We start from the raw sequence: 22,176 nt of genomic DNA on the forward strand, positions 1-22,176 counted from the left end.
CCGGACCCAAAAAATCACCAAAAAACCGTGGCGCAACCCCTTGAAGACCTGCTGCTGCAGTGCTAAAAAATCTACATCAGAGCGAAGATCAGTACGGGGACCCAAAGAGGATCCCGTAAAGGCTCGGGAGGCGGGCATATCTGTTGACTGCCTTTTTGGGGCGAATCGCCATCTGTGCAACGCCACAGCGCCAGACAGCGCATCGGCAGCTTGGGCCTTGACCTCCCGATACGGCGGCCCCCGGCTTCGGCCGGGGGCCGCCCGTGCGCCGGCTTCCCGACGCCGGCGTCAGACGCTGAATTCCAGCATCAGGGCGGGCAGTTCGTCGGCCAGCTCGCGGGCCAGGAACCCGAGCGGCCCCAGCCTGCTGGCCAGGCGGTCCGCCGCAGCGGCATGCAGGTGGGTTCCCCAGCAGGCTGCCTGGGCGCCGGTGGTTCCGCGGGCACGGAACCCGGCAATCGCTCCCGCGAGGACATCGCCACTTCCGGACGTGCCCAGCCCGCCGTACCCCGTGGTGATCTTCCACAGCTCCGGCTCGTCCGGATTCAGGCCCGGCGGCTGGGTTATCAGCCCCTGGCAGCTGACCACGGCGCCGAACCTGGCGGAAATCTCGGCCAGGTCCTTTTCGAGGTCATTCACGTCCCGTCCCAGCAGAACTTCGGCTTCCTTTGGGTTGGGGGTGAGGATCAGCCGGCCGCGCCAGGGGTCCAGGCGGTCCTCCAGCGGTACCAGTGCGCCCAGGGCGTAGGCGTCGAGGACGACGGCGGGGGCTTCCTTGGCGTCAGCGTCACCTTTGGAGCCGCTGCCAGTGGAGCCGCTTTCGGCGTCTGTCTCGCGCCTGAGCATCGCTTCCAGCAGCTCGCCGGCAAGGTCCGGATCATCCAGGCCAGGCCCCACCAGGACGCTGTCAGCCTTGTCCAGGTAGGAGGCAATCCGGTCCAGCTCGGCCTTGACGGAGCCGTCCGCAGTCTCCGGAAGGCCAATGGACCCGCACTCGGGCATCGCCACCCCGAGCTGTACGGATACCGACTCGGCCACGGCCAGCGTGAGTTTTCCGGCGCCGGCGCGCAGGGCTGCGGCGCCGGCGAGGAGGGCCGCTCCGGGGGTGGCCCGGGCTCCGCCAACCACCAGCACAGAACCCCGGGAATACTTGTCCGAGCCCGGCGCCGGCAGCGGCCACTCCCGCAGGAGCGACGGCGTCACCAGGGTGGCGCCGGATGCATCACCGCGGGCGGACACTGGTGTCTCCCGCGTGCTGGGTGACCGTGACGCCCTGCTCGGCCAGATGGTCGGCCACGTTGAAGCTCTCCAGCGTCCAGGGCCCCACTCCGGAGGGCCGGACGAACCGGGTCAGCGATGCGTTGAGGATGGCCTCCCTGGCCGCCAAGTCCAGCAGTTCCTTTTCGCTGAGCCCTTCCAGGACATACCGGAACAGCATGATCACGGCATCGTGGCACACCAGCATGACCCGCTGGCCCATGCCAAGATTGTTCAGCTCCGCCAGGACGGACCGCAGCCGCAGCGCCACGTCCGCCCAGGATTCCCCTCCCGGCGGCCGATAGTAGAGTTTGCCCAGCCAGTCCCGGCGTTCGGATTCCTCGGGGTAGCGGTTCTCCACGCCCAGCCGGGTGAGGCGGTCCAGGATGCCCAGTTCGCGGTCCCGGAGGCGTTCGTCCGTGCGTACCTGCAGTGGCCAGCCTGCCGTTTCCACGGCAATCTCAGCCGTCTGGCGTGCCCGGGCATACGGGGAGGACACCACCGCGTCCGGGCGGAACTCCGCTGCGATCCGTCCCAGTGCCGTTCCCAGCGCCTTGGCCTGGTCCCTGCCGGTTGCGGACAGGTCCACGTCCGCATCCCGGGCGGGAACCTCGATGACCTCCACGCCAGCCTCGCGGGCCTCCGTAGCCGCAACGTTGCCTTCGCTCTCACCATGCCGGATCAGCAGCAGCTCCACCGCCCCGGCTTGCTGGACAGCCTCCGTCAGGCCGTCGTCGTTGGCTGCTGCCCTGTTCTCTGAAGTGTCCTTCAAGAAATCACCCCGTCCTCACCATGCCGAATGCTGTGCCGAATACAGGGACACTACAAGTCGCGTACCCAGGGGGCGGCGCAAAATAACCGCCGACAGCGGCACCCGCGGCTCAGCGGCGCTGCCTTTGGCCCCTCGCGGGCTATGGCTTCGCGAAGTCGCCGATCCGGCCCTCCCGGAGCGCGGCACCGACGGCCGCGATGCCGCCGTAGTCGGGAAACAGCACGGACTGCCCGGCCACGAAGCCGGAGCCCGCGGTCGGCAGGGTCATGCTGCCGATCGCGTTTACGTCCAGGTTCCGCAGGCTGTACGCGAGGATGGCGGCCTGGACGGGGTCAAAGCCCTTGTCCACGGTGAGGCAGCAGGAGGCGAAATCAACCAGGGACCGCACGGCGTTCACGTCGTTCAGGGCGCCGCCTGAGGTGAGGCGGGCCAGGATGGCGCGGAGCATGATCTGCTGGTCGCGGACCCGCTGGAAGTCGCCGTCCGGGAAAGCGTAGCGCTCGCGGGAAAACTCCAGCGCCGCCTGGCCATCCAGGTGGTTCATGCCGGCGGCGAAGACGTGCTGGGTCTCAATGCTGGACTGGAACGGGATGGGCACGTTGACGTCGATCCCGCCCAGGCCGTCCACCAGGATCTTGAACCCGCCGAAGTCCAGCATCAGGGTGTGGTCGATGGTGATTCCCAGCAGTTGCTGGACTGTGGCTGTCTGCATGTCGATGCCGCCATACTGCAGCGCGGCGTTAATCTTGGCGCCGCCGTAGCCGGGGATATCCACCCAGTTGTCGCGGTTGATCGAGATGAGATACAGGTTCCGACGGTCGGCCGGGACGTGGACCACCATCAGGGAATCTGCCCGCTGGTCCTGGGCTTCGCCGGTGGCTGCCGTGTGCGCGGCCGCGTCCCGTGCCGGAGTGCCCCCGCGGATGTCGCTGCCGATCACCAGGATGTTCATCGGGGCTGCAGGCAGTTCCGGGATCGGGGCAGGCGGGGGTGGGGGAGCAGGCGCAGGCGGGGCCGTTTCAGAAGGAGTTGGGGTAGGCGTAGGCGTTTCGGTAGGGGTCTGGGTCTGGGTGGCTGCCGGCTGCGCTTGCTGGCCGGCGCGGTTCAGGCTGAAGACCGCGACGCCGGCGGCCACCACGAGTGCCAGCACCACCAGTGCCGTGATCCAGCGGCGGCGGCCCAGCGCAACCAGCCAGGCGGGCCGGTGGGCGGATTGGCCTGTGGGCTGCGGCCCGGAGCTGCCGGGGGCCGCCGGTGCCGGACGGATCAGAACCGCCTGGAATGCTCATGACGCCTCACCTCATTGTGACTGGTGGGATCAGTGTCCGTCCGGCAGGGCCCCATTGGCTACAGGAGTAGCCAAACTGTCACCTTACAGCTGGGCGGCGTCCGGGCTCAGCGGCGCATTCAGGCGGGCATGCCGCAGGATGGAGACAATGGCCGGCGCCAGCTGGTCCTCCATCTCCCTGTAGACCTCGGGTGCACGGCGGTACGGGTCCACGATGTCGTTGTCCGTGGGGTCGGCGGGAAGGGAAAGGTGCCGCACGCCGGCGGCCCGGGCAGGCAGCCCGCGCCACAAGCCGGCGTTGGCAGCGAGCCGGGAATCGTCGTCGGGCGCGTTGGTGCCGCCACCCGCAGAAGGTGCGACGGCGGCGGGCTGGCCAGGAGCGTCAGCCGCCCTCCGGTCCAGGACGTCGAGCATGCGGGCAAGCTCGCGGATGGTGAAAGTCCGCTTGAGCAGGGAGGCATCAAGCTGCAGGACCTCGCCGCGGTGCCCGGACGTCATGGTGAGCACCAGGTCCACGCCGCGCAGGATCCTGGGGGTGAGCTGCCGGGCCGCGAACCCGTCGGGGTCGCCGCCGAACGTCCGCACGATGTCCGCCGAGATGGGTTGCATGGGCTCGCCCACCAGGGCGCGCGTGCCGGCGCTGGAGACGTGGAAACCGCCGGGGACCACCTGGTCGAGTCCTGCCTGCAGCAGCCGTTCGGCCACCGGTGACCGGCAGATGTTGCCGGTGCAGACGGTCAGGATTCGTACTGGTGCGGAAGTGTCCAAGGAGATGTTCTCTTTCCCAGCTGGCGGCGGATCCGTTGGGGCCCGTGACTTTCAACTTAACCCGTGCCTTCAACTTAACACGCAACGGCGCGACGCCGGCCCCGGACTGGGTGCCGCCGCCGCGCCGTCCGCCTTTCCCGCCGAGGCAGGAGGGGTGAGGTCCGCGTTGCTAGAGCGTGGCCAGCAGCTGCTTCATCTGCGTGATCTCCGCCTGCTGCGCGTCCACGATGTCATGGGACAGTTTTACGGCGTCCGGGAATTTACCGGCGCTGATCTCCTGCTGTGCCATGTCGATGGCGCCCTCATGATGGCCGATCATCTGCTCCAGGAACAGCCGCGCAGCATCGGTCCCGGTGGCGGACTTGAGCTTGTCGATCCCGTCGTCGTCCACCATGCCCGTCATGCTGTGACCGGTGTGGTCGCTCATCATGGTGGGCATGTTCCAGCCCTTGAGCCAGCCGGTCATCTGCTCGATCTCGGGTGCCTGGGCCGCCTTGATCTTGGTGGCGAGTGCCGTCACTTCCGCGGGCATGTCCTGCTTGCCCAGGATGATGCCGCTCATCTCCACTGCCTGCGCGTGGTGCGGGATCATCATCTGGGAAAACATGATGTCCGCCTGGTTGTGGTCGGCGCTGGCGCTGGGCATCATGCTGGCGCTGGGCATCGTGCTGGACATGGGGCCGGAGCTGCCGTGGTCCATGGGCATGCTGTTGCCGGAACCTGCATTTGCGGCGCAGCCTGCGAGGCCGAGTGAGGCAGCCAGGACGGCAGTAATGGACAGGGTCTTGATGGAGGTCTTCATGGGTGTTGTCCTTCAGGGAAGTAGGTGGACTGGGCCGTGTTGGGGTGGCGCAGTCCGGTTTACGTCCGGCTGATGGACAGGTCGCAGGGTGTGGGGCTGGGCGGCAGATAGTAGTAGGCCGAGCCCGCGCCGCTGTCCGTTGGCAGCAGCGGAAGGGCGGCCAGGGATGCCTGCGGCGGGGAAATAGTGACCGGGCCGCTGGGCGCAGAGGGGACGCAGGGCGCGCCCGATTCCTGCGCATTCGGGCAGGAATCGCCGCAGGCGGCAAAGGCAAAGCCGGGCGCGTCCACGGCAGCTGCGGCGGCGTGGTGGGCGGCATGGGCGGAAAGGTCACCCGCAGCAGAAGGCGCGACGGCGGCGTGCCCGTCCCCGTGCGAGGGGTTGGACACTGCCTCGTGCAGGGCGTTGGACCCTGTCCCGTGCGAGCCATGCCCGGAGGTGAGCACATGCATGCCCAGCAGCCCCGCGATGACGGCCAGGGCAGCTGCGAGCAGCCAGGCACGGCGAAGGAGGGACGCCGCGGCGCGGGTGGTCATGGCCGTCCCTCCTTCCATTGGTCTGGAATGTTCAACGTACCTCGGAAGGGTTCAGTTTCAGGCGCCGGAGGAGCTGGGCGTTCAGTGCCACCACAATCGTGGAGGCGGACATCAGCACCGCCCCCGCCGCGGGGGAGAGCACCACGCCGGCGAACGCCAGGACACCGGCGGCCAAGGGCACGGACAGGACGTTGTAGCCGGTGGCCCATACGAGGTTCTGCCACATCTTCCGGTAGCTTGCCCGGGACAGGTCAACCATGGACAGTACGGCACGCGGATCATTCCCGGCCAGGACCACGCCGGCGGACTCCACTGCCACGTCGGTTCCGGCGCCGATGGCAATCCCCACCTCGGCGCGGGCCAGCGCAGGGGAGTCGTTGACGCCGTCGCCCACCATGGCAACCTTCAGTCCGCGGCCCTGCAGCTCGGCCACTTTCTTGTCCTTGTCCGCGGGCAGGACCTCGGCGAACACCTCGTCGATGTCCAAGTCCGCGGCCACTGCCTTCGCCACCTGGTGCGCATCGCCGGTGACCATGGCCACCTTGACGCCGCGCCGCTGCAGGGCTGACACGGCCTGCCGCGACTCCGGCCGCACCGCGTCCTCCATGCTCACGGCACCCAGGACGTTGCCGTCGTCGACCACGTGCAGCACGGCGGCTCCGCGGTCCATCCATGCCCGCGTGCTGGCCGCCAGAGCGGCGGGTTCGACGACGCCGAGCTCGCGCAGGAGGGCCGGCCCGCCCACGTGCACCGTACGGCCGTCCACGTTGGCCCGGACGCCGCGTCCCGTCAGCGAGGTGAAGCCGGTGGCCGGGGGCAGCGCGAGGTTCCGCGCCTTGGCTGCCCGCACGATGGCCCGCGCCACCGGGTGCTCGCTGTCGGACTCCACGGCGGCGGCTAGGGCCAGTACCGCATCGGCACCTGCTCCTTCAGCCACGGCGATGTCCTTCAGTTCGGGCTCACCGGTGGTCAGGGTGCCGGTCTTGTCGAACAGGACAACGTCGATGGTGCGCATGCGTTCCAGCGCCATCCGGTTCTTGATCAGGACTCCGGCGCGCGCTGCCTGCTCGGTGGAAATGGCGATCACCAGCGGGATGGCCAGGCCAAGGGCGTGCGGGCAGGCAATGACCAGGACGGTGACCGTACGGGTGACGGCGTCGGGGACGCTTCCCAGCAGCGTCCAGGCGATGAACGTCAGGACTCCGGCGCCCGCGGCAAAGCAGAAGAGGAAGGCGGCGGCGCGGTCGGCCAGTGCCTGTGCGCGCGATGACGAGGCCTGTGCTTCCTCCACCAGGCGCTGGATGCCGGCCAGGGCGGTCTGGTCGCCCACAGCCGTGACCCGGACCCGGACGCTGCTGTCCGTGGCCACGGTTCCGGCCACGACGGGGTCGCCGGCTCCGCGCGCCACGGTTTTGGACTCACCGGTAATCATGGATTCGTCGAACTCGGCCTGCCCGTCCACCACGTTGCCGTCGGCGGGCATGCGGGCCCCGGGACGGACCAGGACCAGGTCGCCGGGGTTCAGTTCGGACACGGGAACTGTCTCGGTCCCGCTGTCGGTGATGCGTTCGGCCTCGTCCGGCAGCAGCGCGGCGAGGGCGTCAAGGGCGCCTTGCGCGGACCCGAGGGCGCGCATTTCAATCCAGTGCCCCAGGAGCATGATGGCCACCAGCAGTGCCAGCTCCCACCAGAAGTCGAGGTCGAATCCGCCGATCCCCAGGCTGGTGACCCAGGACGCGGCGAAGGCCACGCTGATGGCCATGGCGATCAGCAGCATCATTCCCGGCGTGCGGTCCTTGAGTTCCTGCAGGCCGCCCTTGAGGAACGGCTGGCCGCCGTAGAGGAAAATCACGGTGCCCAGGACCGGTGGAATCCAGGCGGAGCCGGGGAACTCGGGCGGCATGTAGCCCAGGAGGTGGGCCATCATGGGGCTGAAGTAGACCACAGGGACGGCAAGGGCCAGGGTGAGCCAGAACTTGTTCTTGAACATGGCCGTGCTGTGCCCCGCGTGCTGGCCGTGGGTGTGGACGGTGTGGTCGTCGTCATGCTGCCCGTGTCCACCGTGCCCTGGATGGCCCGCGCCGTGGGCCGGAGGCTCAGTCAGCGTCCCGCTGGGCGGCTGGTGGTGGTCGTGTTGGCCGCCCGGGTGGTGCATGTTGTGGCGGTCCTGCGTGTCGTGCGGGTCCATTGTTCCTCCTTGGAGGCAATCGCTGCCCGGCGCCAACCGGGCCTGCGGAAATATTATGCGGGCTGCGCCATGGGCGCGGTCCGTGTCAGGCCACGGCGTAGCCGGCCGCAGCCACAGCCTGGCGGACGTCGGCGTCAGACGCCGAACCGGTCACGGCAAGCCTGGAGCGGCCGCTTGGCACCAGGTCGACGGAGGCCGAGGTGACGCCCGGAAGGGCTGACACGGCCGTCTCGACAGACTGGACGCAATGACCGCAGGTCATGCCCTCCACCCCGAAGTCGCGCTGGGTGGGGGCAGAGGCGTCCGCAGGGACGACGGCGGAGGGCAGCTCCTGCAGGGCAGTTGCAGGGAGGATGCCGGCGGGCTTTGCAGCGTCGGCAGGGGCGCAGCAGCTGCAGCCGGACGATGCGAGGGGGAGCTGGGGACGGTTCCCGCTGTTCATGTCAGTTCCAATCCGTTGAGGGAAATCAAGGGGCGCTGGGGTTGAACGGCTGTAAAAGGCTGGTGCAGCTGCACCAGCCGGGACATACCACTTCACTGACAACGCCGCCAATTTACCCCCTAGGGGTATCAGGGTCAAGCACCATAACGCATTTTGCAAAGGAGTTCCATGGGACCTCCCGCACTACCTTCTGTTCGCCGGCGCGCCCATACTGGAAGGAGCGAGGACAACGCCGGCCCGCTGGGGGCCGCGTGCGCGCGGGAGGTGGACCTGTGACGGAGCGCAGCGACGTGTACACGTATTCCAGTGCTCTAGGGGACTGTGAAAGCGACGACGCCGGCATCTTCAGGCTGGACATGGAACCGGCAGGCCCAACCTTTCAATGGTCGGACGGGATGTTCCGGCTGCACGGCTACCAGCGGGGCGAGGTTGTTCCCACGCTGGAATTGGTCTTCGCGCACAAGCATCCCGACGACCGGGAGCGGTGCGAAGAAATCGTGGCCCAGGTTTCCAGCACCGGCGGTTTCTTCTGCATGTACCACCGCATCGTCGACGCCAAGGGAAAGACGCGGCGCGTGCTGACCTCCGGCGAGGCGGTCCTTGGCGACAATGGATCAGTTGTGGCGCTGGAAGGCGTGATGGTGGACTTCAGCAAAACCCTGCAGCGCGAAACCGAACAGACGGCGCGTGATGCCGTGGCGGGCGCGACGGCAACCCGCACGGTAATCGACCAGGCCCGGGGCATCCTCATGGGCCAGCTGAAACTTGGCTCCGATGAGGCCTTTCAAATGCTCGTGACCACCAGCAGCCACCGCAACGTCAAACTGGTGGCGGTGGCCGCGGAACTGGTACAGCTGGCCAATTCCCCGGAGGCCCGGATCTACCTGGACCGGGCCGTGCGTGCCATCCAGGTGCATGGCACGGCAGACCACGCCGGAGGCCGCCGCGCGGGCTGAGGCCTGTTACCCGTAGGATGGCAGGAGGTGCGCCGGGAAGTCTGGTCGGCATGGATTTGTCGAACCCGGATTTAAGGACACCTGGATGAACTCCACACCGCCCACCCCACGCCGGAACAGGGTTTTTGGTTCCATCGTCTTTTCGCGCGGCAGTTACGCCGAGGCACTGCGGATCGGGGAGATCCTCCGCAAGGAGACCGTGGGCGGCGCCCTCCTGGTCACCGCCGCCGTCATCGCGCTGATCTGGGCCAACTCCCCGGGATCGGACAGCTACTTCGCCCTTCGGGACTTCAAGGTCGGTTACGAGCCGTGGCATCTTGAACTGAGCCTTGGGGCTTGGGCGGCGGACGGGCTGCTGGCCATCTTCTTCTTCCTGGTGGGCCTGGAGCTCAAACGCGAATTCGTGGCCGGCGACCTCCGCCAGATCAGCAAGTCGGTAGTGCCGGTGGCGGCCGCCGTGGGGGGCGTGGCCGTCCCGGCGGTGATCTACGCCGTCGTCAACCTCGCCAGCCCGGAGACACTCCGCGGCTGGGCCATCCCCACCGCAACCGATATTGCGTTTGCCGTTGCCGTCCTGGCGATTATCGGCTCCCACCTGCCCAGCGCCCTGCGGATCTTCCTGCTCACCCTCGCCGTGGTGGATGACCTCATCGCCATCACCATCATCGCAGTCTTCTACTCCAGCGACATCCAGGTGGGGCCCCTGCTCCTGGCGCTGGTTCCCCTGGCCGTCTACGCCTTCCTGGCGCAGAAGTTCCGCCGGTTCTTTGGCCTCCATGCCGCCGCCGCGTGGCTGGTCCTGCTGCCGCTCGGGGCCGTGACGTGGGCGTTGGTGCACGCCTCCGGCATCCACGCCACCGTGGCCGGGGTGCTGCTGGGCTTCGCGATTCCGGTGATCCGGTCGCAGGCCTCCGGCGGGCCCGACGCCGGCCCCGGGCTGGCCGAGATCTTCGAACACCGGTTCCGTCCGATTTCCGCCGGCGTGGCAGTGCCTGTCTTCGCGTTCTTCTCCGCCGGCGTAGCCGTGGGCGGCTGGGCGGGGCTGGGCTCGGCCCTGGCGGATCCGGTGGCGCTGGGCATCATCCTGGGCTTGGTCCTGGGCAAGCCGATCGGCATCCTGGCCACAACGTGGATCCTCACCAAAGCCACCAGGGCCACCCTGGACAGCTCCTTCAAATGGATCGACGTGTTTGGCGTTGCCCTGCTGGCGGGGATCGGCTTCACCGTTTCCCTGCTCGTTGCGGAGCTCAGCTTCGGCAACGGCAGCCTGCATGACGACCACGCGAAGGTGGGCATCCTGGCCGCGTCACTGATCGCCGCGCTGCTGGCAACGGCCGTGCTGCGGACCCGCAACCGGCAGTACCGGCTCGCCGAAGAGCTGGAGCGGGTGGATTCGGACCACGACGGCGTCCCGGACGTCTACCAGGACCGCGCCTAAAGCCTGCCCGCCCGCGCGCTACGCGGGGGCGAGGGGCTGGGCCGGGGGCTGGGCTGTGGCCGGGACTTCCAGGGTGGCCGGAGCCAGCTCCACGTGGCGGATCTCCAGTGCCTCGGGGTCCAGCAGCTTCCGCGTGCCGGTCCGGGCGTCCAGGATCCAGAAGAGTTCAAGGGCCGGAACGACGTCGGTCACCTTGCCTTTGTGGAAGAGCCTGCCCCTGTGCCACGCCTCGATCTGGTCCCCGATGCGGAGCTGGGCCGTGCGTATTCCTTGTGCCTCCATGATGGACTGCCTCCTGCTGTTGTGTCCCCGTAAGCACAGCTTGCCGTGGACACATTGCCGAAGTGTTTCCGTGGAGTGATTTTCCTGTGTCGCCAGCGGGAATCGAGGCCGATGGGTGGCCTGTCAGGATCTTGTTCGCTGGTCCGGGCCTTGTAGGTTCGGATACGCGAACAGGCTTCTGACACGCGGCCAGAACCGGAGGGGGGCTCAGTCGTCCATGGGGAACGCGACGGCTTCGCCCACCACCCGCAGGCACAGCTCCATCCCGGGCCGGGCGATGGAGGCGTTCCAGTGCCGGATGGTGATCACTTCGCCACCGCCCGGGTAGCGGTGGTCGGCGTGCTCCGCCACTTCCTTGGGCACGTTCAGCTTCAGCCGGACCGTGGTTTCGGGGCCGAAGTAGTCGGTGTCCACCACGACGCCGCGGATGGGGCCGTCCTCGGCGATGCGGATCTGTTCCGGCCGCAGCATCAGCTGCACCCGTCCCTGTGCCGGGGGCCGGCGCACCGGGATCCCGCCCAGGGAACAGGTGGCCAGCGTTCCTTCCAGCCAGGCGTCAAGGATGACGGCGTCGCCCAGGAACTCGGCGGTGGCCCGGTCCGCGGGGCGGGTGTAGACCACGAAAGGGTTGCCGATCTGCGCCAGCTTGCCGCCGCGCATCACGGCCACCTGGTCCGCGAAGGACAGGGCTTCGGCCTGGTCGTGCGTGACCAGGATGGTGGTGACGCCGGTTTCGGCCAGGACCTTGGCCACGGCGCGTCGGGTGGCAACGCGGAGGCCGGCGTCCAGGGCGGAGAACGGTTCGTCCAGGAGCATCAGCTCGGGTTCACGGGCCAGCGCACGGGCCAGGGCAACCCGCTGCTGCTGCCCGCCGGAGAGCTGGTGCGGCCGGCGCTTGGCCATGGACGCATCCAGCGACACCATTTCCAGGAGCTCTGCCACGCGGGCGGCAACGGCGCGGCGGCCGCCGTCGAGCTTGTCGGCATGCAGCCCGAACGCCACGTTCTGGCCCACCGTCAGGTGCGGGAACAGGGCGCCGTCCTGGGCCACGTACCCGATCTGCCGCTTGTGCGCCGGCAGCCACGCGCCGTCGCCCGCCACCGTGGTGCCGTTGAGCGCAATGGTCCCGGTGTCCGGGTGTTCAAACCCGGCAATCAGGCGCAGGAGCGTGGTCTTCCCCGAACCGGACGGGCCCACGATGGCGGTGGTGCCGCCCTTGGCCACGGACAGGTTGACGCCCCTCAGCACCGCCTGCGAGCCGAAGTTCTTGGTGACGTCCGTGATCTGCAGGTGGCTGTTGGTGGTTGCTGCCACGGAGGGGGCCACCCGCGGCCCGGGCAGCCTGCGGGTTGATGGTGCTGTCACTGTCCGGCTACTTTCTTGGACTGTTGGAAGAGGAGATAGGTCATGGGGGCGGAGAGCAGGATCATCAGCAGCGCGTAGGGCGCAGCGCCGGCGTAGTCGATTTCGCTGCTCTTGCTCCAGAACTCCGTGGCCAGGGTCCTGGTGCCGTTGGGGGACAGCAGCAAGGTGGCGGTCAGCTCGTTGGCGATGGCCAGGAACACCAGGGCGGCGCCGCCGGCGGCGGCCGGGGCGGTGAGCCGCAGGGTGACGCGGATGAAGGCCAGCAGCGGGGGCTTGCCCAGCGCCTGGGCAGCCTCGTCCAGTTCCTTGGGGGCCTGCGCCAGGCCGGCCCGCAGGTTCACCAGGGCCCGGGGGAGGAAGAGCAGTACGTAGGCGGCCACCAGCAGCCCCGCGGTCTGGTACACCCCGGGAACCATGCGGATGCTGACGGTGACGAACGCCAGCGCCACCACGATGCCGGGCATGGAGCTGGTGACGTAGTTGGACAGTTCCAGGGACTTGCTGAACCAGCCCGGGTGGCGCACGGCCAGGTACGCCATGGGGAAGGCCACCACGGTGGTGGCTGCGGCGCCGGCGAGGCCGTAGGTGAAGGTGCTGAGAAGGGCCGGGAGGAACTCGGACGCAGTCCAGATGTCAGCACCGCCGGCCAGGATCCAGCGCATGACGTAGTACAGCGGGAGGCCGAAGGCCAGGGCGGTCAGTGCCAGCAGGAACAGCTGGGCGGGCAGCTGGTAGGCGTGCAGCGGGAGCCGCAGTGCCTTCGCCTGCACGCCGGAGCCGATCCTCGCGTAGCGGGCGGTGCCGCGGCTGCGGACCTCGGCGACCAGCAGGAGCAGGCAGAAGAACACCAGCACACTGGCCAGCATGTTCCCGGCCGCACCGTTGAAGGTTGACTGGTACTGCGTCATGATCGCGGTGGTGAAGGTGTCGAACCGGATCATGGCGAACGCTCCGTATTCGGCGAGCAGGTGCAGCCCCACCAGCAGGGCCCCGCCGGTGAGGGCGATCCGGAGCTGAGGGAGCACCACGCGGAAGAAGGTCCGCCAGGCGCCCAGTCCCAGGGCCGCGGCGGACTGCTCGATGGCAGGGTCCAGCCGGCTCAGCGTGGCAGCGGCCGGGATGTAGACCAGCGGGAAATAGGACAGCGTGGAAATCAGGATTCCGGACCAAAGTCCCCCCAGCGACGGGATGGCGGAAACCCAGGCGTAGCTGTTGACGAACGCGGGGACGGCCAGCGGAGCGGCCAGCAGCACGGCCCAGATCCGGTGGCCGCGCAGCTTGGTCCGTTCCACCAGCCACGCCCCGGCCACACCAAGCAGCAGGCACAGCGGGATGGTGGCGGCCATCAGGAGCAGGGTGTTCAGCAGCAGTTCGCCCACGCGGGGCCGCAGGATAAGTCCGACGGCGGTATCCCACCCGGTTGCCACCGTCATGTAGGCCACGTACCCCAGCGGGACGAGGGAGAACAGGGCGATCAGCACCGCCAGGACGGACACAGCGGAAACGCCGAAAGGCGGGCGGGGGCTGGTGCCCCGGCCCGCCGTCGTCGTGCCCGCCCTTGGGGGAGCCGATAGATCGGAGGTCACGGAATTAGAGTAGTCCCGCCTGGGTCATCAGATCGGTGACCTTTTCGGAGTTGAGCTTGGCGGCGTCAACCTTGGGCGCCTGCAGGTCCTTGATGGGAACCAGCTTGTCATTGGCGGGAACGTCGGAGCCGATGGCGTACTCGAAGGACGTGCCGTTCTTGAGGACCTCCTGGCCCTTCTTGCCGGTGATGAACTTCAGGAACTCCTGCGCAGCGGCAGCATTCTTGGAGGACTTCAGCACGCCGCCGCCGGAGACGGACAGGAAGGCGCCCGGGTCCTGGTTCTTGAAGTAGTACGGTGTGACGTTGCTGGAGTTCTCGCCGGTCTTGGCCTGGTCACCGTAGTAGTAGTAGTGGTAGATCAGGGCGGCATCCACTTCGCCGGCGTTGACGGCCTTCATGGCGGTGCTGTTGCCCTTGTAGGCCTTGGAGTTCTCCTTCATGCCCTTCAGCCACTCTTCGGTGGCGGACTCGCCCTTGAGTTCAAGGAGCGCGGAGACGATGGCCTGGAAGTCGGCGCCGCTGGGTGAGGCGGCCCACTTGCCCTTCCACTCCGGCTTGGCCAGGTCAAGCATGGACTTGGGCAGCTGGTCCTCGGCGAGCTTGGTCTTGTTGTACACCAGGACGGTGGAGCGGGCGGCGATGCCGGTCCACTTGCCGGTGGACGGCGCGAACTCGGCGGGGACCTGGGCCAGGGTGTCCTTGTTGACGTCGGCGAACAGGCCGGCGTTCTCAACCTGCGTCATGGCGGGGGAGTTCTCGGTCAGGAACACGTCCGCGGGGGAGGCCTGGCCTTCCTGGATGATCTGGTTGGACAGTTCGGTGTCCGAGCCCTGCCGCATGGTCACCTTGATGCCGGTTTCGGCCGTGAAGGCATCCACCCATTCCTTGGTGAGGCTCTCGTGCTGGGCGTTGTAGACAGTGATCTCGCCTGAGGCGGCGCCGCCGGATGCGGAGGACGAGCTGTCGCCTGCGGGGGTGGCGCCGCCGCAGGCGGTCAGGCCGAGAGCTGCGGTGGCGGCGAGTGCGATGCCGGCCAGCGCGCTGTTGCGGATCTTCATTGAGGCTGCTTTCGGTGGGGAAAAAAGTCTGCTTGAACCTAAGTCCTATTAGGCAACATGAATGTTGCCTATGTCTGAAAACTGTAGGGTAGGCAAACCTAAGCTCCAAGCCGGAAAGCGGTTTAAGTGACGAGGTTCACATCAATTACGCAAACGTGGCGTGACGTAATTACTGCCCGTCTTAACGCCGTCCCCGCAGTGTCCGCAGCACGGCTACGGCCCCGACCCCGGCCAGGACCCATGGCCCGGCCACGATGACAGGGTCCATCCAGGAGTGGTTGACGTCCACCCGTTTTCCCGTCCGGGACTTGAGCCCATTGCCGGAGAATTCGCTGCCGATCCCGGTCTCGGTTAGAGGGTTGTCCGGCCGCAGGGTGGCAAAGGACTTCAGGTGGTTCTCCCAGGCGTCCACCCGGTCCGCGGCAATCAGCAGCAGCCAGTGCGCGGCCCGCCCTTCGCTGTACCGGCGGTAGGCGTACCTGCGGATGGCGCCGGACGCTCCCTTGAGCGGGGCCGAGGTGCCGAAGACGGGTGTCAGCATGGCGTGCTCGATTGACCGTTCCCGGGGCTGTTCTTCGGGCTGCCGGTCCGGGAATTTCCAGTGTGCTCCGGTTGCGATGCCCGGCTGCTCCCGGGGGAAGGACGGACGGTCTTTCGGGTCCAGGTCCACACCCCAGCCCGGGATGCGGGCGCGCAGCGCCACGGAGGCATCGGGGGTGGCGGACTTGCCCGCCGTATACGGGGTTGCCGGTTCGGTCATGGTGCACTCCCTTTCAGGCGGTGGTGGAAATGATCAGGGGCTTGACTATGTTGTCCAGCTTGGCCGAGAACAGGTGGTAGCCCTCGGCGATGTGCTCCAACGGGATCCGGTGGGTCACCAGGTCGCTGGGCTTCAGGTACCCGTTCCGGATGTGCTCGAACAGGCGCGGCCACTGCCGTTTCACCGGGCACTGGTTCATCCGCAGCGTGAGCCCCTTGTTCACGGCGTCACCGAACTTCACGGCGCTGAAGATGGGTCCATAGGCGCCCACCACGGACACCGTTCCGCCCTTGCGGACCGAGTCGATGGCCCAGTTGAGTGCCACCGGCGACCCGCCCTGCAGCTTGAGCTTGGAAGCCGTCACGTGCTGCAGGAAGTTCCCGTCCGCCTCTGCCCCCACGGCATCAATGACGACGTCGGCGCCCAGGTAGTCGGTTTCCTTCTTCAGGTGCACCACGATGTCGTCGTATTCGGCAAAGTTGAACGTTTCGGCGTGGGCGAAGCTGCGGGCCTTCTCCAGCCGGTAGTCCAGGTGGTCAATGACGATCACGCGTCCGGCGCCCATCAGCCAGGCGGACTTGGCGGCAAACAGGCCAACCGGCCCGGCGCCGAACACCACCACCGTGTCGCCCTCCACGATGTCGCCCAGCTGGGCGCCGAAATAGCCGGTGGGGAGGGCATCAGTGAGCAGCACTGCGTCCTCTTCGTCCATCCAGTCCGGAATCCTGCTGGGCCCCACGTCCGCGAACGGAACCCGGACGAACTCGGCCTGGCCGCCGTCGTACCCGCCGCAGGTGTGGGAGTAGCCGTAGATGCCGCCCACCGCGGTCGCGTTCGGGTTGACGTTGTGGCAGTTGGAGTACAGGCCCCGGGCACAGAACCAGCAGGAGCCGCAGTAGACATTGAAGGGCACCATCACGCGATCGCCGGGGATCAGGTTCTGCACCGAGGAGCCCACCTGGTGCACCACCCCCACGAACTCGTGGCCGAACGTGGTGCCCACCCGGGTGTCCGGCATCATGCCGTGGTATAGGTGCAGGTCCGAGCCGCAGATGGCGCCGGTGGTGACCCGGATGATCGCGTCGTTGGGGTGCTCTATTTTGGGGATGTCTTTTTCTTCGACCCGGATCTTGTACGGGCCTCGGTACACCATTGCTCGCATTCGTGCCGCCTCTGTGTCGTGGCCGGCAGTGGGAGTGCTCCTGGCAGGAACCAGCCCCGTTGCTTGAGGCCCACCGCGATCTTCACAGGCTTCCATCCGCCGCGAATGAGGTCAAGGGCGGGTGCGGCGCGCATACAGCGGACGACGGCGGGTATGGATGAAGGGACAGGCGTACCGGCGGAAGGGAGACAGGATGTCCGGCGACAGCACCGTCGCAGCCGGCACCGGGGGACCAGAGGCGCGTCCCGCGGTCGCGCCCGCCTTCCTGATGGGGATGGGGCTGGGCGGGTTCGTGGACGGGATCTTGCTGCACCAGCTCCTGCAGTGGCACCATATGCTCACCCATACTCCGTCCGGGAACGCCAAAACTGTTGCCGGGCTGGAGCTCAATACATTGGCCGACGGAGTGTTCCATGGCGGCATGTGGGTGCTGGTGGCTGCTGCGGCCGTGCTGGCTATCCGGGCCCGCCGGAACGGCACCCTGTCGTCGAGCTGGGCCTTCCATGCCGGTCTGGTGCTGCTCGGCTGGGGTACCTTCAACGTGGTGGAGGGCCTGGTGGACCATCAGCTCCTGGGGATCCACCATGTTCGGGACGACCTGGGCGGTCCGCTCGCCTGGGATCTCGGCTTCCTGGCCGTGAGCCTTGTCTTGGCGCTGGCCGGCTGGCTGCTGTACCGCAGGGCTGTGCACAGAGTGGCTTGACGCCTCGAAAATTGGGGTGCGGGTCGAATACTGGCCGAGCCTCTACTCGTTCGGGTTCGGTGTCCGCACGTCGTGTTCGCCGATATCTGCTGCGCCCAGGAGGCCTTCAGCGGGGGCATTCTCTGACGGGTGCACACGCACGCTCAACTCGGGATGGTGAAGGTCCAGGGCCGGTCGCTCGGAACGGATCCGGGGCAGTGAGGTGAAGTTGTGGCGCGGCGGCGGGCAGGACGTGGCCCACTCCAGCGAGCCGCCGAAGCCCCAAGGGTCGTCCACCGTGACCTTCTTCCCGGCCCGCCAGGTGATGAAGACGTTCCAGAAGAAGGGGATGAGCGATGCGCCCAGCAGGTAGGAACCAATGGTGGAGAACTGGTTCATGAAAGTGAAGTTGTCCTCCGGCATGTAGTCCGCGTACCGGCGCGGCATGCCCAGGACGCCCAGCCAGTGCTGGATCAGGAACGTGGCATGGAAGCCCAGGAACAGCATCCAGAAGTGGATCTTGCCCAGCCGTTCATTCAGCATGGTGCCGGTGAACTTGGGCCACCAGAAGTAGAACCCGGCAAACATCGCGAACACCACGGTGCCGAACACCACATAGTGGAAATGCGCCACGACGAAATAGGTGTCCGACACGTGGAAGTCCATGGGCGGCGAGGCGAGGATGATGCCGGTGAGGCCGCCGAAGAGGAAGGTGGCCAAAAACCCCATGCTCCACAGCATGGGCGTCTCGAACGTCAGCGATCCGCCCCACATGGTGCCGATCCAGTTGAAGAACTTAACCCCGGTAGGCACCGCGATGAGCATGGTCATGAAGGCGAAGAACGGCAGGAAGATGGCGCCCGTGACGTACATGTGGTGGGCCCACACCGTCACCGACAGGGCCGCGATGGCAATGGTGGCGTACACGATGCCCTTGTAGCCGAAAAGGGGCTTGCGGCTGAAGACCGGGAAGATCTCCGAGACGATGCCGAAGAACGGCAGCGCGATGATGTACACCTCCGGGTGGCCGAAGAACCAGAACAGGTGCTGCCAGAGGATGGCGCCGCCGTTGGCGGGATCGAAGATGTGGGCACCGAACTTGCGGTCCGCGCCGAGGGCGAACAGGGCGGCGGCCAGCGGCGGGAACGCCATGATCACCAGGATGCCCGTCACCAGCGTGTTCCAGGTGAAAATCGGCATCCGCCACATGGTGAGCCCGGGCGCGCGCATGCAGATGATGGTGGTGATGAAGTTGACCGAGCCCAGGATGGTGCCGAAGCCGGACAGCGCCAGCCCGAAGACCCACAGGTCACCGCCAATGCCCGGCGTGAACGTGGTGTTGGACAGCGGCGCGTACGCGAACCAGCCAAAGGACGCGGCGCCCTGCGGGGTGATGAAGCCGGAGACCGCGATGGTGGAGCCGAAGAGGAAGAACCAGAACGCCAGCGCGTTCAGGCGGGGGAACGCAACGTCGGGCGCACCGATCTGCAGCGGCATGATCACGTTGGCGAAGCCGGCGAAGAGCGGGGTGGCGAACATCAGCAGCATGATGGTGCCGTGCATGGTGAAGAGCTGGTTGTACTGCTCCTTGGTCTGCAGGATCTGCATGCCGGGCTCGAACAGCTCGGCACGGATCAGCAGGGCCATCACGCCGCCCGCGCAGAAGAACACGAAGGACGCGATCAGGTACATGTAGCCGATGGTCTTGTGGTCAGTGGAGGTGATCCAGTTGACCACGATGGTGCCTTTGGAGCGCCGGACCACTGCCGGTGCCGCGGTAGCCGCGGTTCCGCCCATTCTCTGGCCTGTGGTGGTCATTACGGTGCCATCCTTTACTCTGCTGGTTCCAGGGCCTGCGGCAACGGGGCCGATTGCGGTTGCCTGTTGAAGTCATCGCCCAGGCTTCCGGTGTTGCCCTTGGCCTTCAGGTCTGCAATATGGCTGTCATACTCCTGCTGGCTCACCACCCGGACCTTGAAGAGCATCTCGGAGTGGTATTCCCCGCACAGCTCCGCGCACTTGCCCATGTATTCGCCGGTGCGGGTGGGGGTGATGTTGATGTACGGGTTGTACTGTTCGTGGCCCGGGTACAGGTCGCGCTTCTGCAGGAAATCTATAACCCAGAAGGAATGCTGCACATCACGGGACTGCAGATGCAGCTCCACCTTCTTGTCCACCGGCAGGTAGAGCGTGGGCAGCCGGTCCGGGGCGCCGTAATCGCCGGTCAGGTGGGCCTGCTGTCCGGCATCCTCGTGGACCTGTTCCTTGACGTAGTTGAAATCCCAGGACCACTGCTTGCCGAAGACATCGATCACCACGTCCGGGTTGTCGTAGCGGGCGTCGATGGCCCGCTGGTCCCGGTCAGTGAAAACAAACAGGACGCCTATGACAATCAGCGGAACCGCGAGATAGAACACCTCAAGCGGAAGGTTGTAGCTCAGCTGCGCCGGGAAGCCGACCGTGTTCTTCCTGCGCCGGTACGCCACGATGACCCAGATCATCAGTCCCCACGTGATGATGCCCACCACCAGCGCAGCGATCCAGGAGTTGACCCACAGGTCTGTGATGAGCGGGGTCTTGTCAGTGGTTCCACGGTCTCCGGGCAGGAAGCCGCGGGAAACCAGGTCGGAGCAGGAGGTCAGGGCCGGCAGTGCAAGGACGCCCGCGGCCAGTGCCGCGAAGCGCCGCATGCTGTGGTTTTTGGATGGTCTTCTATCCACAATGGTCCCTCCGGCATGCTCCAGAAGCCCAACTGCATGAGCCCACCGCAGCCCGCGGGGGCGGCGGTTGTGTGTGTAACCCTACGCGGGGAGGATGCTGATGGGAAGGGGATCTGCTGCTGCCGGAAAGGCCCGGATTGCAGCCGTGACCGGGATACGACGGCGGCCGTGGTGGTGGGCACCTGGGGTGGGCGCTACCGGCTGCCGGCCCAGACCGATGCCGCCCCCGAGTGGCCGGTCACGATGCTTTGGTACACCAGGAAGAGTCCCGCCAGGACGCCCAGGACGGACGTGGCCGGAACCAGCCAGCGGGCTTCCAGGAATCCGCGCAGGCCGCGGAAGGCCGGCACGCGGGTCAGGAGGCCCGGGAAGGCGGCGGCGATCTGCACGGCCACCACCACCAGGAAGAACGCGGCTACAAAACGCAGGAAGCCTCCCTGCTCGGCGTGCTCCTCGATCAGGTGTGAAACAGGCCGGGCCTTCTCCAACTGTTCGCCTGCCTCCGCCGTGAGGACGGACAGCGGGACCAGGATCAGCGCCAGGATTCCCAGCGGCCAGGCCAGGTAACGCCTGGTACGCCGGAGCAGCGCGAAAACCACGGCCGCGAGCCCGGCCAGCGGCGCCAGGACCACCACGCCGTGGATCAGCAGGATGTGGGCGGGTAGGCCTGCGATCTCCATCAGGCGATTCCGGTGGTGCCCAGCAGGCTTCCCACCCCGAACGTGAAGGCCATGGCCAACGCCCCGCCCACCACCAGCCGGATGGTGGCCTTGCGCTTGGAGCTTCCGCCGATCTTGGCGCTGACGGTGCCGGTCAGGGCCAGCGCCAGGATGACGGCGACGAAGGTGACCGGGATGCGCGCCTGCTCAGGCGGGAAGATGATGGCCAGCATCGGCAGGATGGCGCCGATGGTGAAGGCGATTGCGGAGGCGAAAGCGGCGTGCCAGGGGCTCACCACCTCCTCTTCGTCAATGTTCAGTTCGGCGGCCAGGTGGGCCTTCAGCGGGTCCTTTGCCGTCAGCTCTTCGGCAACGGTGCGGGCCGTGGCTTCGCTGAGTCCCTTGGCCTGGTAGATCCCGGCAAGTTCTTCCAGCTCGCCTTCGGGATCGTCCCGCAGTTCCTGGCGCTCCTTTTCGATCAGCGCCCGCTGGCTGTCGCTCTGGCTGCTGACGGAAACGTATTCGCCCAGGGCCATGGACACCGCACCGCCCACCACCGCGGCAGTGCCGGCCACCAGGATCGGCGCGAGGTCGTTGGTGACGCCCGCAACGCCCACCACTGTTGCCGCGACGGAGACGATGCCGTCGTTGGCACCGAGAACACCGGCGCGCAGCCAGTTGAGGCGGGCCGCCACGCTGCTGTCGTGCGGTTCCTTACTGCTCAGCTTGAGAGTTTCAGACATGCTGGCAGTAAAGCACTGCCCGGAGCCCCATGCCACGAAGGTTTGCATCCCCTAACCGCCGTGGAAGGAAACCAGGCGTCAGGCTGCGGACACCCGGAACTGTCAAAACACCAGGCCGGCTCAGACCGGGTCAGGGCTGTCCTGGTCCGGTATCTCGATCTGGAATCCGCACTCGCAGCGCAGCACCCGGGTGGCCAGGTACACGCCGAGGGTGTCCGGAAGGTTGCCATACGTGCCGTGGATGCTGCGCATCTCGGCTCCGCTGGCCGCCATGACCTGACCGCAGTGGATGTAGTGGCTCCCGCGCACCAGGACATCGGGAGCCCGCCGGCTCCCGGGCTGGCTGCCCATCAGGCGACGGCGGGGTAGCTGCTGAGGATGTAGTCGGCCGCGGCGGGGCCGGTCATCCGGAGGCGGGAGTCCCGGACATCCACGCCGCAGCGCAACATCCCGGCCCGGAACGCTTGGTCGGGCTTGGGGGTGAGGTTGTGGAGCGCCGCCCAGCTGACGTAAAGGCCGTAGAGGCAGTCAGGACCAAGGGGGGAATCACCGGAGGGATCGGAAGTTGTTGCTTCATTGAGGAACTGTTGGAAATGCGAGGACGCCATTGCGTGTCTCTTCCGCTTCTGCAGAAATGTGCCGCCGGTGGGCTACAGCAGCTGCTCTTACCGGCCCTGCGCAGAAGATCCGGGGAGGACGGGCCATGATCC

Annotated in this window: 23 protein-coding genes; 3 read left to right on the forward strand and 20 right to left on the reverse strand. The window is 67.1% G+C overall.

The window, feature by feature from the left end; all coding sequences use genetic code 11:
* Positions 1–288: 288 nt before the first annotated feature.
* The 8 genes from QF031_RS02965 to QF031_RS03000 form a co-directional block, all read right to left on the reverse strand.
* The gene (locus QF031_RS02965; protein WP_307423877.1) at positions 289–1,239 is read right to left on the reverse strand and encodes an NAD(P)H-hydrate dehydratase; all 951 of its coding nucleotides are present in this window, start codon (positions 1,237–1,239) and stop codon (positions 289–291) included.
* Positions 1,223–2,029 carry a histidine phosphatase family protein gene (locus QF031_RS02970; RefSeq protein ID WP_307423880.1) on the reverse strand — a complete coding sequence of 269 codons (807 nt, stop codon included), beginning with the start codon at positions 2,027–2,029 and terminating at the stop codon, positions 1,223–1,225. Before QF031_RS02970 ends, QF031_RS02965 begins: the two co-directional genes overlap by 17 nt.
* Before the next feature lie 139 nt (positions 2,030–2,168).
* Positions 2,169–3,182: an LCP family protein gene (locus tag QF031_RS02975; RefSeq protein WP_307423882.1), complete on the reverse strand. Its 1,014-nt coding sequence runs from the start codon at positions 3,180–3,182 to the stop codon at positions 2,169–2,171.
* Between the two features lie 219 nt (positions 3,183–3,401).
* Complete coding sequence (locus QF031_RS02980; protein WP_307423885.1) at positions 3,402–4,085, reverse strand: arsenate reductase/protein-tyrosine-phosphatase family protein; 684 nt, start codon at positions 4,083–4,085, stop codon at positions 3,402–3,404.
* A gap of 169 nt (positions 4,086–4,254) precedes the next feature.
* Complete coding sequence (locus tag QF031_RS02985; protein ID WP_307423890.1) at positions 4,255–4,887, reverse strand: DUF305 domain-containing protein; 633 nt, start codon at positions 4,885–4,887, stop codon at positions 4,255–4,257.
* Between the two features lie 59 nt (positions 4,888–4,946).
* On the reverse strand, positions 4,947–5,423 hold the full coding sequence (locus QF031_RS02990) for a hypothetical protein (RefSeq protein ID WP_307423893.1): 477 nt from the start codon (positions 5,421–5,423) through the stop codon (positions 4,947–4,949).
* 31 nt (positions 5,424–5,454) lie between these two features.
* Positions 5,455–7,611, reverse strand: a complete 2,157-nt coding sequence (locus tag QF031_RS02995) for a heavy metal translocating P-type ATPase (RefSeq protein ID WP_370874475.1) — start codon at positions 7,609–7,611, stop codon at positions 5,455–5,457.
* Between the two features lie 85 nt (positions 7,612–7,696).
* Entirely contained in the window at positions 7,697–8,053 is a 357-nt protein-coding gene (locus QF031_RS03000; RefSeq protein ID WP_307423895.1) for a cation transporter, read from the reverse strand.
* Between the two features lie 272 nt (positions 8,054–8,325).
* Between QF031_RS03000 and QF031_RS03005 the strand changes: the two genes are divergently transcribed.
* Together QF031_RS03005 and nhaA are read left to right on the forward strand one after the other, a co-directional pair.
* Positions 8,326–9,009 carry a PAS and ANTAR domain-containing protein gene (locus QF031_RS03005; RefSeq protein ID WP_307423898.1) on the forward strand — a complete coding sequence of 228 codons (684 nt, stop codon included), beginning with the start codon at positions 8,326–8,328 and terminating at the stop codon, positions 9,007–9,009.
* An 85-nt stretch (positions 9,010–9,094) separates the two neighbouring features.
* Positions 9,095–10,447, forward strand: a complete 1,353-nt coding sequence (gene nhaA / locus QF031_RS03010; RefSeq protein WP_307423900.1) for a Na+/H+ antiporter NhaA — start codon at positions 9,095–9,097, stop codon at positions 10,445–10,447.
* A gap of 18 nt (positions 10,448–10,465) precedes the next feature.
* Here the strand turns inward: nhaA and QF031_RS03015 are convergent, their stop codons facing one another.
* From QF031_RS03015 to QF031_RS03040, 6 genes are all read right to left on the reverse strand, one after another.
* Positions 10,466–10,729: a hypothetical protein gene (locus tag QF031_RS03015; protein WP_307423902.1), complete on the reverse strand. Its 264-nt coding sequence runs from the start codon at positions 10,727–10,729 to the stop codon at positions 10,466–10,468.
* A 207-nt stretch (positions 10,730–10,936) separates the two neighbouring features.
* A complete protein-coding gene (locus QF031_RS03020) occupies positions 10,937–12,094 on the reverse strand; it encodes an ABC transporter ATP-binding protein (RefSeq protein WP_307423906.1) in 1,158 nt (385 codons plus the stop codon).
* Entirely contained in the window at positions 12,091–13,680 is a 1,590-nt protein-coding gene (locus tag QF031_RS03025) for an ABC transporter permease (protein WP_307423910.1), read from the reverse strand. Before QF031_RS03025 ends, QF031_RS03020 begins: the two co-directional genes overlap by 4 nt.
* Before the next feature lie 4 nt (positions 13,681–13,684).
* Positions 13,685–14,740 carry an iron ABC transporter substrate-binding protein gene (locus QF031_RS03030; RefSeq protein ID WP_307423912.1) on the reverse strand — a complete coding sequence of 352 codons (1,056 nt, stop codon included), beginning with the start codon at positions 14,738–14,740 and terminating at the stop codon, positions 13,685–13,687.
* 181 nt (positions 14,741–14,921) lie between these two features.
* Complete coding sequence (locus QF031_RS03035) at positions 14,922–15,500, reverse strand: hypothetical protein (RefSeq protein WP_307423914.1); 579 nt, start codon at positions 15,498–15,500, stop codon at positions 14,922–14,924.
* A 13-nt stretch (positions 15,501–15,513) separates the two neighbouring features.
* Positions 15,514–16,662, reverse strand: a complete 1,149-nt coding sequence (locus QF031_RS03040; RefSeq protein ID WP_307423917.1) for a zinc-dependent alcohol dehydrogenase — start codon at positions 16,660–16,662, stop codon at positions 15,514–15,516.
* Between the two features lie 193 nt (positions 16,663–16,855).
* On the opposite strand from QF031_RS03040, the gene QF031_RS03045 reads away from it, so the two are divergent.
* Positions 16,856–17,365 (forward strand): DUF2243 domain-containing protein, encoded by a 510-nt coding sequence (locus tag QF031_RS03045; protein ID WP_307423919.1) that lies wholly within the window; start codon positions 16,856–16,858, stop codon positions 17,363–17,365.
* 42 nt (positions 17,366–17,407) lie between these two features.
* Here QF031_RS03045 and ctaD read toward each other — a convergent pair whose 3' ends face one another.
* From ctaD to QF031_RS03075, 6 genes are all read right to left on the reverse strand, one after another.
* Positions 17,408–19,162 carry an aa3-type cytochrome oxidase subunit I gene (ctaD, locus tag QF031_RS03050; RefSeq protein ID WP_370874476.1) on the reverse strand — a complete coding sequence of 585 codons (1,755 nt, stop codon included), beginning with the start codon at positions 19,160–19,162 and terminating at the stop codon, positions 17,408–17,410.
* 14 nt (positions 19,163–19,176) lie between these two features.
* Positions 19,177–20,034: an aa3-type cytochrome oxidase subunit II gene (gene ctaC / locus QF031_RS03055; RefSeq protein WP_307423922.1), complete on the reverse strand. Its 858-nt coding sequence runs from the start codon at positions 20,032–20,034 to the stop codon at positions 19,177–19,179.
* A gap of 224 nt (positions 20,035–20,258) precedes the next feature.
* On the reverse strand, positions 20,259–20,744 hold the full coding sequence (locus QF031_RS03060; protein ID WP_307423925.1) for a hypothetical protein: 486 nt from the start codon (positions 20,742–20,744) through the stop codon (positions 20,259–20,261).
* Positions 20,744–21,466, reverse strand: a complete 723-nt coding sequence (locus QF031_RS03065) for a VIT1/CCC1 transporter family protein (protein ID WP_307423928.1) — start codon at positions 21,464–21,466, stop codon at positions 20,744–20,746. Before QF031_RS03065 ends, QF031_RS03060 begins: the two co-directional genes overlap by 1 nt.
* A 120-nt stretch (positions 21,467–21,586) precedes the next feature.
* A complete protein-coding gene (locus QF031_RS03070) occupies positions 21,587–21,817 on the reverse strand; it encodes a hypothetical protein (protein WP_307423931.1) in 231 nt (76 codons plus the stop codon).
* Positions 21,817–22,074 carry a hypothetical protein gene (locus QF031_RS03075; RefSeq protein ID WP_307423933.1) on the reverse strand — a complete coding sequence of 86 codons (258 nt, stop codon included), beginning with the start codon at positions 22,072–22,074 and terminating at the stop codon, positions 21,817–21,819. Before QF031_RS03075 ends, QF031_RS03070 begins: the two co-directional genes overlap by 1 nt.
* Positions 22,075–22,176 lie beyond the last annotated feature (102 nt).

Origin of the sequence: Pseudarthrobacter defluvii, assembly GCF_030816725.1 — a bacterium.
Taxonomy (GTDB): Bacteria; Actinomycetota; Actinomycetes; order Actinomycetales; family Micrococcaceae; genus Arthrobacter; species Arthrobacter defluvii_A.